Raw genomic sequence first — 14,081 nt, 5'->3', positions numbered from 1 at the left:
CAATCTTCCTCCCATAGGTACCGGATATGGTGCCCGCATGAGCGAGTCGCACCCCAGGATCAGCAAGGCTGTCATCCCCGCCGCAGGCCTCGGCACCCGGTTCCTGCCGGCCACGAAGGCCACTCCCAAGGAGATGCTGCCCGTCGTCGACAAGCCGGCGATCCAGTACGTGGTCGAGGAGGCCGTCGGCGCCGGTCTTTCGGATGTTCTCATGGTCACCGGGCGCAACAAGCGCCCCCTCGAGGACCACTTCGACCGCAACTACGAGCTGGAGGAGGCGCTGAGCCGCAAGGGCGACGCCGAGCGCCTCGCGAAGGTCCAGGAGCCCAGCGACCTCGCCACCATGCACTATGTGCGCCAGGGCGACCCGAAGGGCCTGGGCCACGCCGTCCTGTGCGCCGCGCCCCACGTCGGTGAGCAGCCCTTCGCGGTGCTCCTCGGCGACGACCTGATCGACCCCCGCGACCCGCTGCTGTCCCGGATGGTCGACGTCCACGAGCGCGCGGGCGGCAGCGTCGTCGCCCTGATGGAGGTCGAGCCCTCCCAGGTCCACCTGTACGGCTGCGCGGCCGTGGCGGCCACCGGCGAGGACGGCGTCGTCCGGGTCACCGGCCTGGTGGAGAAGCCCGACCCGGCCGAGGCGCCCAGCAACTACGCGATCATCGGCCGCTATGTCCTGGACCCGGCGGTCTTCGAGATACTCCGCAGGACCGAGCCGGGCCGCGGGGGCGAGATCCAGCTCACCGACGCCCTGCAGATGCTCGCCGCCGACGAGACGGTCGGCGGGCCCGTGCACGGCGTCGTCTTCAAGGGCCGCCGCTACGACACCGGCGACCGCGGCGACTATCTGCGTGCCATTGTCAGACTCGCGTGCGAACGTGAGGACCTGGGCCCGGACTTCCGGGCCTGGCTTCGCCGTTATGTCACCGAGGAGATGTAGCACGTGAGCAGCACGGCAGCACCCGGCACGGGCTCCGGCCCCGCCACCCCGGCCGGGGACGGCCCGGCCGGACAGGCCCCCGGCGGCCGACCGGGCCTGTGGTCGGTGGACGACCACATGGAGGACGTCCTCGGCGCGATCCACCCGCTGGACCCGATCGACCTGCCGCTGTCCGACGCGCAGGGGTGCGTCCTGGTCGAGGACGTCGCGGTCGCCGTGGCACTGCCGCCCTTCGACAACAGCTCGATGGACGGCTACGCGGTCCGCGTCGCCGACGTCGCGGGCGCGGGCGAGGACTTCCCCGCCGTGCTCACCGTCATCGGGGACGTCGCCGCGGGAAGCGGCGGGGCGCGCACCGTCGGCCCCGGGCAGGCCGCCCGGATCATGACCGGAGCCCCGCTGCCGCCCGGCGCCGAGGCCGTCGTCCCCGTCGAGTGGACCGACGGCGGCCTGGGCGGCGGGGCCGCCACGGCCATGCGCCCGGCGGGCGCCGCCCCCGAGGGCGCGACCGGCGAGGTCCGGGTGCACCGGCCCGTGGAGCCCGGCGCCCATGTGCGCGGGCGCGGCAGCGACGCCCGGGCGGGCGACCTCGCCCTGGCCGAGGGCGCGGTCCTCGGACCGCCGCAGATCGGCCTGCTCGCCGCGATCGGCCGCGCCACGGTGCGGGTGCGTCCGCGGCCCCGGGTCGTGGTCCTGTCCACCGGCAGCGAACTCGTCCAGCCCGGAGAGAAGCTGGGCGAGGGAAGGATCTACGACTCCAACAGCTTCGCGCTCACCGCCGCCGCCCGCGAGGCCGGGGCCATCGCCTACCGGGTCGGCGCGGTCACCGACGACGCCGCAGAGCTGCGTGCCGCCATCGAGGACCAGCTCATCCGCGCCGATCTCCTCGTCACCACCGGCGGAGTCAGCGTCGGCGCGTACGACGTCGTCAAGGAGGCGCTCTCCTCCGTGGGTGACGAGGACGAGCCGGGCGGCGGGGTCGACTTCCGCAGGCTCGCCATGCAGCCGGGCAAGCCCCAGGGCTTCGGCACCATCGGCCCCGACCGCACCCCGCTGCTCGCCCTACCGGGCAATCCCGTCTCCTCCTACGTGTCGTTCGAGCTGTTCGTCCGCCCCGCGATCCGCACCATGATGGGCCTGAAGGACGTGCATCGGCCGCGGGTGCGCGCGGAACTCCGCACGGACGAGGCGCTGACCTCGCCCGAGGGGAAGCGGCAGTTCCTGCGCGGTGCCTACGATGCGGAGAAGGGCACCGTCGCCCCCGTCGGCGGCAGCGGGTCGCATCTGGTTGCGGCCCTCGCCCGGGCGAACGCGCTCATCGTCGTCCCCGAGGGCACGACCACCGTCGAGCCGGGCTCGGAGACGGAGGTGGTCCTGCTCGGATGAGCGCCAGGCCGTGGCGGTAGCGTGTCCCCCCACACAGTGACCGGGAGCCACAGCCATGAGCGCGCAGCAAGGACTGACCCATATCGACGAGGCGGGCGCGGCCCGCATGGTCGACGTCTCGGAGAAGGACGTCACCGCGCGCACCGCGCGGGCGAGCGGCCGGGTCCTGGTCTCACCGCGCGTCGTCGGGCTGCTGCGGGGGGAGGGCGTCCCGAAGGGCGATGCCCTCGCCACCGCCCGGATCGCGGGAATCATGGGCGCCAAGCGCACCCCGGACCTGATTCCGCTGTGCCACCCGCTGGCGGTGTCCGGGGTGAAGCTGGATCTCTCGGTGGCCGACGACGCCGTCGAGATCCTCGCGACCGTGCGGACGACCGACCGCACGGGTGTCGAGATGGAGGCCCTGACCGCGGTGACCGTGGCCGCGCTGACGGTCGTCGACATGGTCAAGGCGGTCGACAAGGCCGCCGTGATCACCGACGTCCGGGTCGAGGAGAAGACCGGCGGGAAGTCCGGCCACTGGTCCCGCGAGGAGGCCGGCCGATGACCCCGCGGGCGGGCGAGGTCCACGACCACGCCTCCGGCGGGCCGCCTGGCTCCGGCCCGCGGGCCGGAGAGCCGGGGCACCCGCCGCGCCGGGCGCTCGTGGTGACCGCGTCCAACCGGGCCTCGGCGGGGGTGTACGAAGACCGGGGCGGACCCCTCCTCGCCGAGGGACTCGCAAAGCTGGGCTTCCAGGTCGACGGCCCCCGCGTGGTCCCCGACGGGGACCCGGTCGAGGCGGTCCTGCGCGACGGCGTGGCAGCCGCGTACGACGTCATCCTCACCACCGGCGGCACCGGGATCTCGCCCACCGACCGCACCCCGGACGTCACCGCCCGGGTCCTCGACTACGAGATCCCCGGCATTCCCGAGGCGATCCGCGCCCACGGTCTCGCCAAGGTTCCCACCGCGGCGCTGTCCCGGGGCCTCGCCGGGGTCGCGCAGCGCACCCTGATCGTCAATCTCCCCGGGTCCTCCGGCGGTGTGCGCGACGGGCTGGCCGTGCTCTCCCGGATGCTGCCGCACGCCGTGGACCAGCTGCACGGCGGCGACCACCGGCGGCCCGCCGAGCCACCCGGGCCGCCGGGTTCCGCGGGGAGCCCCCGCTGAACACCCACTCCTGGCCCGTGGTCCTGGCGGACGGAGATGTCACCCTCCGCCCGATAAAGCTGCGCGACCAGCGGGCGTGGCGGGAGGTGAACCGGCGCAACAGGGACTGGCTGCGCCCCTGGGAGGCGACTATCCCGCCGCCGGCCCCGGGCGGCCCGGTCGCCCAGCGCCCCACGTACCGCCAGATGGTGCGCCATCTGCGGGCCGAGGCCAACGCAGGGCGGATGCTGCCGTTCGTTGTCGAGTACCGGGGCAGCCTCGTCGGCCAGCTCACCGTCGCCGGTATCACCTGGGGCTCGATGTGCTCCGGACACGTCGGCTACTGGGTCGACCGCGAGGTCGCCGGCCGCGGGGTGATGCCCACGGCCGTGGCGCTGGCCGTCGACCACTGCTTCCACAGCGTCGGCCTGCACCGTGTCGAGGTCTGCATCCGTCCCGAGAACGGGCCGAGCCGCAGGGTCGTGGAGAAACTCGGATTCCGAGAGGAGGGGCTCCGCCCGCGCTATCTCCACATCGACGGAGCCTGGCGGGACCATCTGGTGTTCGCGCTCACGGCGGAGGAGGTCCCCGGAGGACTCCTGCGCCGCTGGCATCACGCGCGATCCGCTCGACATGAGAAATAAGATATTCGTTCGAATTCCGTTCCCGCTCGATCGCCCGGTGATCTGAAGAATCACAAAAAAAGTCAGTGGGATCAGCCAGATCGTGCGACACACCGGGCCGATTGGCCGATGCCCCCGCGCGAATCCCTCTACGGTGTGATGCGTGAGCAGCAGCGGCCTCATTTACGCAGTCATCGTCGGGGCCTGGGCCGCCTACCTGGTGCCGATGTGGCTCCGCAGGCAGGACGAGCTCAACGAAGCCCGTCCGACCGAACGCTTCAGCACCGCCATCCGGCTGCTGTCCGGACGGGCGGCAATGGAGCGCCGGTACGCCAGGGAGCTGCGCGAACGCCCCGACGAGGACGACCCCGCAACCGACACCGGCACCGGCACCGGAGCCGACCCGGCATCCGAGACGGACCGGCCGGGTTCCGTCGACGTCCGGGAGTTCGCCGCGCCCCCGGCCAGGACCGAGGCGCGGGTGGTCATGCCGCCCGCCCCCGCCCGGGCCCGCAAGGAGCGCGCACCCCGGCCGAACGGCGCCGCGGCATCGGAGCGCGCCCGGCGCTCCAAGGTGCTCGCCCGCCGCCGGCGCACCACCGTGCTCCTCTTCCTGGCCTTCACCCTGGGCGCGATCGTCGCGGCCGTCGGCGGACTCGGCCTGCTGTGGGTGCCGGCCATCCCCGCGGTCCTCCTCAGCGCCTACATCGCCTATCTGCGAACCCAGGAGCGGCGCCGTTTCGTGTACGTGATGGACCGGCGCCACGCCGAGGCGGCCGCGCAGCGGCTGCGGGAGACCCGCTCACGCCGCCGGCCGGCCGTCGCCCACGACCAGGAAGACACGGCCCCGGCACGACCCGAGCCCGAGCCGGCCCCCGCGGTCTCGCCGCAGGAGGCCGGCCGCCGTGCCCTGGTCGAGCAGACCGACCACGCGGAGTGGGTGGACCAGCAGCGCGACCCGGGCCCCGGGCGCGGCGACAGCTGGGACCCGGTCCCGGTGCCGCTCCCCACGTACGTCACCGCGCCGGTCGCCCCGCGCGCCGCCAGCGGCATCGACGTCACCGACCCGGAGACCTGGAGTTCGGCCCGCTCCTCCACGGCCGACCCGGCCGCGCCCGCCGCCCCGCAGCCTCCGCGCCAGCGGACCACCCCTCCGCGCCGCACCCGCGAACACGGCCGCACGCCGCTCTTCGACCAGTACGCGGACGAGGACCGGCCCCGCGCCGCGAACGAGTAACGAGCAATGGGCAACGAGCAATGGGCAACGAGTGAGACCACCGGGCCGGGCGGGCGTCCTGACCTTCGGAACCCCACCCGGCCCGACCAGCGGGGAACGGATTTCCAAGCACCCCGATCGGGGTGCTAAGGTTTCACCCGTTGCAAGGGCCTGTGGCGCAGTCCGGTAGCGCACCTCGTTCGCATCGAGGGGGTCAGGGGTTCAAATCCCCTCAGGTCCACAACAGGGCCGTTCACGAGTTAGCTCGTACGCGGTTCACGAGATCCCGTCCGATCACTTCGATCGGACGGGATCTCGGCGTTTCCGGGGCTTGTTCGAGGTGTTGTCCGAACGGGTTCGGTGCCGGGAGCGGTTGCCTGGCGGTCGTCGGCCTGAAGTTTCGGGGTGGTCCGGGTGCGTGGGGCGTTCTGGGACTGTCGACGGGCGTGCGTGATCCCTGCTTGTGGTGCTGAGGTCTCAGAGTGCGGAATGTGGCGTTCCGCCGGTCTTGTCATCGCTCGATGGTGTGACGTTGGGGCATCGCTGCCGGTCAGACGTTCGGGGTTCGCTTGGGTTATGGCATGAGCATGCGCAAGCCGTACCCGAGTGATCTCACCGACGAGCAGTGGCAGCTCGTCGAACCCGTGATCACGGCATGGAAGGCCCGGCATCCGTCGGTCAGCGGCCATCAGGGGAAGTACGCGATGCGGGAGATCGTGAACGCGATCCTGTACCAGAACCGCACCGGCTGTCAGTGGGAGTTCCTGCCCCATGACATGCCCCCGCCCGGAGCGGTGAAGTACTACTTCTACCTCTGGCGCGACGAGGGCACCGACCAGGACATTCACGACCTGCTGCGCTGGCAGCTGCGGGAGAAGCGGAAGCGATTAGCCGACCCGAGCCTGGTGGTCCTGGACACGCAGAGCATCCACGCCGCCGTCGGCGTCCCCGCCACGACGACCGGCAAGGATGCCGCGAAAAGGGTGCCGGGCAGGAAGAGATGCCTGGCCGTCGACGTATTGGGCCTCGTCGTGGACTGCGTCGTCCTGCCCGCCTCCGCGCACGAGAACACCGCCGGCATCGCCCTGCTGGACGGTGTCGCCGGGCAGTGCGACACCGTGAAGAAGGCCCTGGTCGACCAGGGCTTCAAGAAGAAGGTGGTCGACCACGGCAAGAACGTGGGCATCGACGTCGAGATCGTCGAGCGCAACCCGGCCGACCAGGGCTTCGTTCCGCAGGCCAAGCGGTGGATCGTGGAGCAGACGAACGGGATCCTGATGTTCTACCGCCGACTCGTACGCGACTACGAACACCGCCCTGCCTCCTCCCGCTCCCGCGTCTTCTGGGCGATGACCTCCGTCATGGCCCGCCGCCTCACCGATGCCACCCTCCCCTCCTGGAGGACCGCATGAGCGAGAACCCGCAGATCACAGCGGTGCTGGAATACGTGGAGACACGTGAGCGCGAACTGGCCGACCAGGCGGCGCAACTCCGCGTCCGCATCAAGGAACTCACCGCGCAGCTCGGCGAGTTCGACGCGGAGTGCGAGAACCTGCGCATCACCCGCAAGACGCTCCTGGCTCTGCCCGCCCCCGCACCCGCCGAAGAGCCGGACCGCCCCGAGACGCCGGACCACCCCGCCTACCAGCAGATTCTCGCCGCGTTCACCGCCACCGGGCAGCCGATGCGGGCCCGCGACCTGTGCCAGGCGCTCGACCTGCCGATCGTCCCGAAGAACACCGAGGGCATCCGCTCCAAGCTGAAGCGCCTGGTCGCCAGGGGCATCCTCACCGAACCGGAACCCGGCCTGTTCACCCAGCCCGGCACCTGAACCACACCGCACCCCGATGACCAGCAGCCCTCACCCAAGCTCAACCGCGAAACGGACAACTACTCACGTTCCGCACTCTCATGACGATCAGCCGGATGGTGCAGTTCTCCGAAGCCAGCACTGTCTCTCCGGCCCAGTGGACGCCTTCATCGTCGACCGCCACCCGGATGACGTCGTCGCTGGCAACTCCGCGTACGAACCAGGGAGTGTTGTCCAACCGCACGGTTCCGTCGCCGAGATCCACCGCCCACAGACTCTCCACGCTCGCCGGCGGCCACCCGTCCTCGTCTACCTCCAGGCGGAAGTGGACCTTCACATGGTCGTCGCTGATGCTCGTCACCGCACCATCATCCACACCGCCTGGCCCCACCCACCCACCGGTGAGGGCGTCCCTGCGTGACCACGCATCCAAGGCGATCTCCGGCTGCGGCGAGGGCTCGACTCCGGCCCAGGAGTCCTGCCGACTCATGCATGCGTACCTTGGCCGAGTTCGCAGGCGGACCTAAAAGGGCAGCTCGTCGACCGTGCTCGGTTCAGTCCCCTGCCACTGGGCCCACCGTCCTGGGACGGCGACGCAGGCTGCCGAGAGGTGGGCCAGGGTCTTCCCCCGGACGTGTAGCCAGCTGTCGGCCGCCAGCCCGTCCTGCCGCAGAAGAAGTCCAGGAGCAGAGAACCAGCGGACCGGGGACTCGTCATCACCCGTCCACATCGGATAGTCCGGGAGGGGAATCCGCTGGAAGAGTTGCGGAATCTGGCTCACGACCTCGGCTGGCAACTCACAGGCGTTGTAGAGAGGTCCGTCGCTGAGCAGGCTCTCGGAGAGGACCAGCTCTACGCACGCCAGCGAGACCTTGTCCATGAACGGCCGCCATCCCTCACGCGACTGGACAACGACAGGCGGGTCAGCCTCTCCCAGATCGCACAGGCGCACGCCCCAGAAGGCGCATCCCTGGTTCTCGCTTCGGAAGCACAGCACACCCCCGAGGTCCTCGTGAACGAAAAGGCCCGAGGGAGGCAGCATCGGATCCTGGTGCTCGAACAACTCCGGACGCTGACCGAAGAGCAGGTATGCCTCACGCAGAGCGGTAGGGACGGACAGACCCAGCCGGCCTTCGATCTGCTTGAGCTCTTCCTGGCCGACGCCGTCGCCATCGGTCAGGGGCGAGTACCACCCAGCCGCGAAGGCCCGGATGAAGTCCCATGCCTCCGACCGGTCCGATATGCGGTCGTGCATGGCCTCAGCTGCATCGAAGTCGCCCACCATGCGGTGGACCGTACCCGTTCTGGGGATGCGCCGGGAAACGATCACGCCGTCGCCGGGAAGGGATCTTGTAGGGCGTGGTTGCCCGGCTGGTCAGACGCACTCGTGAACACCCCACAACAACACGACTGTTCTTGAGTTGGCTCAGGAAGAGTTCACGAGATCCCGTCCGATCTGATTGATCGGACGGGATCTCGGCGTTTCCGGGGCTTGTCCGATCGGGAGCCGGCGCGTCCGCGTCGGCTGCGCTTAGCGGCGGTGGTGCGGCGCCGGACCGTGGACAGCATCTTGTTGGCGAACTGGACGACATGGAAGTGGTCGACCACGACGGCGGTGTGCGGGAGACCGGTGCGGACGGCGGAGCGATTGGTGGCCGAGATGTCGATGGCCATGTACTCAGTTCTCTTTCTCCAGGTTCAGCGGGGTGGCGGCGAGCCAGGCGAGCACATCGGCAATGGTGCGGCTCTCGACCTGGCCGAGCAGGCCGCCGGTGCCGAGCGCGTCGACGAACCCCGTATGCCATCGATGGTGCGTCAGCATTCACTTGCCCGTGGCGGGGTTCTGTTCCAAGCGCGGCCGCTCTCGCCGGGTCTCGTCGATGTCCTGCACCTTCACCTCGGGCAGCGAAGCCCCGGTGGCCTCGTGTGGGACGGCGCGGAAGGCGTCCATCACGGTCGGCCAGGACAGACGAAGATCCCGGGCGGCGTGGATGACGGTGGAGGCCGGGCCGCGTATTCGCCGCCCGGCAGCACCACGCAGCCGCGTGGTGATCCGTGCACCGGCCGGTAACTGCGGGATCTGCTCGGTGAAGGACCGGCGCGGGCGGCCGGCCTCCCGGCACCACCAGCGACGCGAAGAAGGCCGCCAAGCAGGGCGGGGAGGTGGTCCTGATCGACGGCACTCTCATCCGCACCCGGCGCCGCACCGGAAAGGCCGGCCGGCGGAACTACTCCGGTAAGCACCGCAGCCTGGCCTGCACTTCCTCGCCCTGACCGACGAAAGAGCCGCCTGATCTGGATATCTGCCGCCCGGCCCGGCCGCATCCACGACAACACCGCCGCCCGCCACGACCACATCCCGGCCCACCTGCGTGCATCCGGCCTCGGAGCGCTGCCCGACCTCGGCTGCCGCGGCCTAGAGAACGACATCCTCGACCCCGTGATCGTCACCGGCTACACCGCCACCCGAACCCACAAGCTCATCCCGGGCCAGAAGGAAGCCAACCGCGTCCTCGCCGTCGGAGGCGCACCGGTCGAGCACGGCTTCGACCACCTCAAGAACTGGCGGACCCTCACCAAACTCCGCATCGACCCGGCCCGAGCCACCCGACTCCTGCGCGCTGCTCGTCCTGGCGAACCTCGAAATCAACCGCTGACGGATATTCTTCTCCGCAGACTCCCGCCCACGATCAGCACGAGCACCCCGAGAACCGGCCACACCAGCCCTTTGACCTGCGACTTCAAGTTGGCGGCAGCTCAGTGCGCGGCGTGGCGACAGCGGTGTGACGAACGCCTACCGACCCTCCGTGCGGCGTCGGCTGTGAAGTCTGGCGAATGACCACCAGATGCGGCAAGCCCGTGTTGCCGCGTCGCGGTGGCCTCACGTGGCCTCGGTCAGCACACGGGATGAAGGCCTACGCTGTATCCATGTTGCGTCCGGAAAGCTGGTCCAGGCTCGCGGGTGGAAGTCCCGTCCGGGTAGGCACCGGAGTGCCCTGTAGCAGGTCCCGGTTCGTCGGAGAGATCCGGCGGGCTGAGCGGGATGTCAAGAGCCCCTTTGGGGGGGCAAGCACGCGGGCCGTAGGGTGAAGCGAACCTTGCAGCCTCTTCACAACTACAGCGGAGAAGCCGAGCCCGTCATGGCATGGCGAAGGCCACGTCCCGAGGGCCCTGTTCCGGGGTCAGCCCTCGGGGTTCTCCCGGGGTATGGAGGGCGGCACGTGTGCACAGTCTGGGCCGGAACAGGAGAGACCCGTCTGACCACGCCTGGCATCGGGCAAGAGACCGGACGTATAAGCCGACGGTGAAGTCGTCCGGAGGGCAGCGGGAGTCCGAGAGGGCCGTAGTACCGCGGATCGGCGTGCAACATAACGCGCTGGGAGGGAAGGACCCCCACTTTGATCACGTCGGTAGTGGAGGTAAGCGCGAGGGCGTGACCGGGACCGCCCGGTCCAACCACCCCGGCGGGGCGTCTTCCGCCGTAGTCGACGGGCGTGCGTCCGTGGCGAAAGTGCGAAAACTGCAACGCGGACTATGGACTGCGGCCAAGCAGTCGCCGGAGCGGCGGTTCCATGCCCTGTATGACCGTATCCACAGGGGTGATGTGCTATGGGAGGGATGGGATCGGGTCCGGGTCAATGGTAGAAGTGCCGGGGTGGATCGGGTCACCTTGGCATTCGTGGAGAAGGAATACGGAGTTGGCCGACTTTCGGGTGAGCTTCATGCTTCTCTGCGTGCAGGCACATATCATCCCGCGCCGGCCAGGCGCGTGGATGTTCCGGAGCCGCAAGGTGGTGTGAGGGCGCTGGGAATTCCTGCGGTGCGCGATAGGGTGGTCCAGCAGGCGGCGAAGATCGTGTTGGAGCCGGTGTTCGAGGCGGATTTTGCCCCGTGCTCGTTCGGGTTCCGGCCGAAGCGGTCGGCGACGCAGGCGATGGAGCGGCTTCGTGTCGGCTTCATCAATCACTTTGTTGTGGAGTTCGATATCCGGAGCTTCTTCGACGAGATCGATCACGATCGGCTGCTCGTCGAGGTGGGGCGTCGGGTGTCGGATCGCAGGGTCCTCAAGCTGGTCCGTTTGTGGGTGCAGGCGGGTGTGATGGTGGACGGTGAGGTCCGGCGGACGGTCGCCGGGACACCTCAAGGCGGGGTGATCTCGCCTTTGCTGGCCAACATCTACCTGCACGTCCTGGACTCCGAGCTGACGCGGCGCGGGGTGGGCGAGCTGGTGCGGTACGCGGACGACGGAGTCGTCCTGTGCCGGACGGAGCGCCAGGCCGGGATGGCACTGGACGCGGTCGGGGAGATCCTCGGCCCGCTGGGGCTGCGACTGCACCCGGACAAGACCAGGATTGTTGACCTCAGAGAGGGCCGGGAAGGACTCGACTTCCTCGGCTGCCACTTTAGAGCACGCTTTCAGGCAAGTCGTGGGAGAAGTACGGCACCGTCCGTTTCTATCTGCACCGCTGGCCGTCGAAGGCGGCGATGAAGAGACTCCGGGACAAGGTCCGGGAACGGACCGACCGCCGTCGGTCGGGATTGGGATGTCCGCGACGTGATCGCGGATTTGAATCTGATCCTGCGCGGCTGGGGCAACTACTTCCGAACCGGGAACGCCGCCAGCAAGTTCAGGGCTGCTGACCTCTATGTCGTATGGCGACTTCACAGGCTGATGGTCAAGAAACGTGGACGCAACCTACGCGGCGGACAGTGGCAGGAATGGACTGAAGAGTGGTTCAACGGACACGGCCTGTATCGGCTGCGCGGTACCATCCGCTATCCGAAGACTGCGTAACCCTGTCAAGAAGATCATCGGTAAGCCGTGTGAGGGATACCGCACGCACGGATTGAAAGGGGACGAAGGAAACGGACCCGTAAGGGCACCGCCTTCAACTACCAATGACCATAGAAGAACCACGAGATGTCGTCTGGTATTTGGACGGATACGACAAAGAAGACGAGCTATTGCGTACGCGGCGCCCCATCAGTCGCGATCAGATCATCCGACTACGCAAGGTCATCATTCCCGATGAGGGTGACCCTTGGATGCTTTACGGCTATGACGTACCTTTGTCCGCTTGGCCCGCATTGGATGAGATCCTGCACTGCGGACCCCCCGATCCGACCTTGGACTATCAGACTGGTAGCTATGCGGCGGAGACTACTCCCATTGCTGAGCGACTCTTTCGAGATTCTTTGATACTCGAGGTCACTTGCGTTGGGACCTGACTGATGCTGACGCGTTCTCGGTCGTTGGCGAGTGATCGTGCACCAGCGCGATGCGGCCCGGCGCGTCGTAGGCGACGGCGCCGGGCCGCGAGTCTGGTAGCCGTGGATCTCTGCGATCAGCCTGGATCCACCGCGTGACTTCTGATCTTCGGTATCGGGCGGGTTCGGAATGATCTTTCGGGGTGTGGGCAGCACGATGGGCCGGGTGGCCGTCCGGTGCGGGATCTCCGAGGTTCTTCCAGGTCGTTGGCGGTCAGGTTGAGCGTGTGGTTCAGGTGAGCATGCGCTGGCCGGTGGCTGTCCACAGGTCGGTGAAGTCGTCGGCCCAGCGCCAGCGTTGGGGCAGGTGGAGGGTGATGCGGCGGGCTCCGGTGGCGATCCGGGCGGGGATGTTGATCAGGTGGCGGCGGATGGTGCCGGTCCTCGCCTTGGCGTGGAAGGCGGAGGCGAGGTGGCCGTTCGCGCGGGTGAGGTTGTAGGCGGTGGCGGCCAGGGTCAGCCAGGCGGCGTTCGCGGTGAACTTCCCTGAGGGCAGGTGGGCGAGTGCGGAGTCTTCCAGGTCGGCGAAGACCTGCTCGATGACGGCGTGTTCGCGGTGCATCGGCTCGGCCTGGGCGAGGACGAACGGGCTGTCGGTGAAGATCACGTGGTGGCGCCAGACGCCGAACAGCTCGGCCTGGCCGGCGGGCACGCTCTTGGGGTTCAGCCGTTTCACGCGGCGCACGATCAGTCGGGCGGTGGTGTGGAATGCCTTCCTCTTGCTGGTGAACGCGGTGAACTCGATCTCGGTGATCTCGGCGTCGGAGATCCAGCGTTCCTCCTCGGCGTCCCAGACGGCGCTGGCGTACTTGATCGGCGTCCAGGCATCCTCGGGGATCTGCATGATGGCCTCGCGGATGGTCTTCTTGACCGCGATGGCCAGGGAGAAGGCGGCACCGGCCTTGCGGCACACATCGACGACCTTGTGGGAGAAGTACGCGGAGTCCGCACGGACGACGATGTGTGCGGTGATGCCCATGGCCCGGACCGTGGCCAGGGCCTCGCGCAGCAGACTGGCCGCGCCCTTGCCGGAGCCTGCCGAGCCCTTGCGCAGCCTGGTGGCCACGATCACGGGTGCGCAGGTGGAGGTCTTCACGGTGACGATCTGGAAGTGCAGGCCGCGCTGCTTGGTGTAGCCGAACGAGGCGCCCTGCTTGGCGGGGCCGTAGACCTGCTTGACCTTGGAGTCGATGTCCACGAACACCACCTCGTCCCGGCGGGGGATCAGACCGGTGTGCGCGGCCAGGCGGCAGGTGAACGCCCTTGCGGCGGAATCCAGTTGGCGCACATGCCCCCAGGTGAAGGCGCGCAGGAAACTGCCCAGCGTGGACGGCGCCCGCACCCCGCCAAACAGGCGCGGCAGCCCGCCGTGGCGCAGTATGTCCAGGTCGTCGATGCTGTCCGCCCCGGCGACCATGCCGCCCACGATCGACAGAGCTTTCGCGTCGGCGGCCGTACCGGCACCGTTCTTCGCACCGGTGAGCCTCACCTTCTGGGCCACCAAGGCGGGCAACCCGCACCGCTCGGCCAGCCGGATCGTCGGGATCAGCCCGGCGTGCGCGATCAGGTCCGGGTCGTCAAACGCGGCGAAGAGCTCCGCGGGTCTGTGGGAGACTTTCACTTACGAGGTGCCTTGCTTCGTGGGACTGATGAGGGCGTAGGAACTCCCATCATCCCAGGTCAGCAGGCACCTCTTCTCTATTCGTC

At 69.0% G+C, this 14,081-nt stretch carries 17 protein-coding genes, 1 tRNA gene and 1 pseudogene; 13 read left to right on the top strand and 6 right to left on the bottom strand.

The genetic code is table 11. The features are described from left to right. Positions 1–37 precede the first annotated feature (37 nt). From galU to DDQ41_RS11965, 9 genes are all read left to right on the top strand, one after another. Positions 38–940, top strand: a complete 903-nt coding sequence (galU, locus tag DDQ41_RS12005) for a UTP--glucose-1-phosphate uridylyltransferase GalU (RefSeq protein ID WP_109294492.1) — start codon at positions 38–40, stop codon at positions 938–940. 96 nt (positions 941–1,036) lie between these two features. After that, positions 1,037–2,326 (top strand): molybdotransferase-like divisome protein Glp, encoded by a 1,290-nt coding sequence (gene glp, locus DDQ41_RS12000; RefSeq protein WP_281278248.1) that lies wholly within the window; start codon positions 1,037–1,039, stop codon positions 2,324–2,326. A gap of 55 nt (positions 2,327–2,381) precedes the next feature. Continuing rightward, positions 2,382–2,873: a cyclic pyranopterin monophosphate synthase MoaC gene (gene moaC, locus DDQ41_RS11995; RefSeq protein WP_109294490.1), complete on the top strand. Its 492-nt coding sequence runs from the start codon at positions 2,382–2,384 to the stop codon at positions 2,871–2,873. Further along, positions 2,870–3,478, top strand: coding sequence for a MogA/MoaB family molybdenum cofactor biosynthesis protein (locus DDQ41_RS11990; protein WP_109294489.1), 609 nt, complete (start codon positions 2,870–2,872; stop codon positions 3,476–3,478). Before moaC ends, DDQ41_RS11990 begins: the two co-directional genes overlap by 4 nt. Positions 3,479–3,495: 17 nt before the next feature. Further along, the gene (locus DDQ41_RS11985; RefSeq protein WP_109294488.1) at positions 3,496–4,101 is read left to right on the top strand and encodes a GNAT family N-acetyltransferase; all 606 of its coding nucleotides are present in this window, start codon (positions 3,496–3,498) and stop codon (positions 4,099–4,101) included. A 142-nt stretch (positions 4,102–4,243) separates the two neighbouring features. Beyond that, positions 4,244–5,317 (top strand): divisome protein SepX/GlpR, encoded by a 1,074-nt coding sequence (sepX, locus tag DDQ41_RS11980; protein ID WP_109294487.1) that lies wholly within the window; start codon positions 4,244–4,246, stop codon positions 5,315–5,317. 146 nt (positions 5,318–5,463) lie between these two features. Continuing rightward, positions 5,464–5,537, top strand: a tRNA-Ala gene (locus DDQ41_RS11975). A 340-nt stretch (positions 5,538–5,877) separates the two neighbouring features. Next, on the top strand, positions 5,878–6,708 hold the full coding sequence (locus DDQ41_RS11970) for an IS5 family transposase (RefSeq protein ID WP_109294486.1): 831 nt from the start codon (positions 5,878–5,880) through the stop codon (positions 6,706–6,708). After that, a complete protein-coding gene (locus tag DDQ41_RS11965; protein WP_109294485.1) occupies positions 6,705–7,127 on the top strand; it encodes a hypothetical protein in 423 nt (140 codons plus the stop codon). The genes DDQ41_RS11970 and DDQ41_RS11965 overlap by 4 nt, the downstream gene beginning before the upstream one ends. Positions 7,128–7,167: 40 nt before the next feature. Here the strand turns inward: DDQ41_RS11965 and DDQ41_RS11960 are convergent, their stop codons facing one another. The 5 genes from DDQ41_RS11960 to DDQ41_RS11945 all read right to left on the bottom strand — a co-directional run bounded on the left by DDQ41_RS11960 (position 7,168) and on the right by DDQ41_RS11945 (position 9,186). After that, complete coding sequence (locus DDQ41_RS11960; protein WP_262508434.1) at positions 7,168–7,467, bottom strand: DUF4265 domain-containing protein; 300 nt, start codon at positions 7,465–7,467, stop codon at positions 7,168–7,170. Between the two features lie 162 nt (positions 7,468–7,629). Next, positions 7,630–8,391, bottom strand: a complete 762-nt coding sequence (locus DDQ41_RS11955; protein ID WP_109294484.1) for a hypothetical protein — start codon at positions 8,389–8,391, stop codon at positions 7,630–7,632. 152 nt (positions 8,392–8,543) lie between these two features. Further along, positions 8,544–8,780, bottom strand: coding sequence for a transposase (locus DDQ41_RS11950; RefSeq protein ID WP_109294483.1), 237 nt, complete (start codon positions 8,778–8,780; stop codon positions 8,544–8,546). A 4-nt stretch (positions 8,781–8,784) separates the two neighbouring features. Next, positions 8,785–8,928, bottom strand: coding sequence for a hypothetical protein (locus tag DDQ41_RS31225; RefSeq protein WP_162602648.1), 144 nt, complete (start codon positions 8,926–8,928; stop codon positions 8,785–8,787). After that, on the bottom strand, positions 8,929–9,186 hold the full coding sequence (locus tag DDQ41_RS11945; RefSeq protein ID WP_109294482.1) for a helix-turn-helix domain-containing protein: 258 nt from the start codon (positions 9,184–9,186) through the stop codon (positions 8,929–8,931). Between the two features lie 210 nt (positions 9,187–9,396). Here DDQ41_RS11945 and DDQ41_RS31865 point away from each other — a divergent pair, with 210 nt between their 5' ends. The 4 genes and pseudogenes from DDQ41_RS31865 to DDQ41_RS33215 all read left to right on the top strand — a co-directional run bounded on the left by DDQ41_RS31865 (position 9,397) and on the right by DDQ41_RS33215 (position 12,335). After that, positions 9,397–9,945: a transposase family protein gene (locus DDQ41_RS31865; RefSeq protein WP_174720355.1), complete on the top strand. Its 549-nt coding sequence runs from the start codon at positions 9,397–9,399 to the stop codon at positions 9,943–9,945. Positions 9,946–10,251: 306 nt separating this feature from the next. Then, positions 10,252–11,595, top strand: coding sequence for a group II intron reverse transcriptase/maturase (ltrA, locus tag DDQ41_RS11935; RefSeq protein ID WP_262508433.1), 1,344 nt, complete (start codon positions 10,252–10,254; stop codon positions 11,593–11,595). A 57-nt stretch (positions 11,596–11,652) separates the two neighbouring features. Next, positions 11,653–11,901: pseudogene (locus DDQ41_RS31990) on the top strand (group II intron maturase-specific domain-containing protein); the annotation flags it as partial. 104 nt (positions 11,902–12,005) lie between these two features. Continuing rightward, positions 12,006–12,335, top strand: coding sequence for a DUF7683 domain-containing protein (locus tag DDQ41_RS33215; RefSeq protein WP_449451396.1), 330 nt, complete (start codon positions 12,006–12,008; stop codon positions 12,333–12,335). A 271-nt stretch (positions 12,336–12,606) separates the two neighbouring features. Here the strand turns inward: DDQ41_RS33215 and DDQ41_RS11930 are convergent, their stop codons facing one another. Then, positions 12,607–13,995: an IS1380 family transposase gene (locus DDQ41_RS11930; protein WP_109294481.1), complete on the bottom strand. Its 1,389-nt coding sequence runs from the start codon at positions 13,993–13,995 to the stop codon at positions 12,607–12,609. Positions 13,996–14,081 lie beyond the last annotated feature (86 nt).

It is taken from the genome of Streptomyces spongiicola (assembly GCF_003122365.1).
GTDB classification, from domain to species: Bacteria; Actinomycetota; Actinomycetes; order Streptomycetales; family Streptomycetaceae; genus Streptomyces; species Streptomyces spongiicola.
Note: the sequence above shows the minus strand (reverse complement) of the source record. Positions and strands in the feature narration are given on the sequence as shown.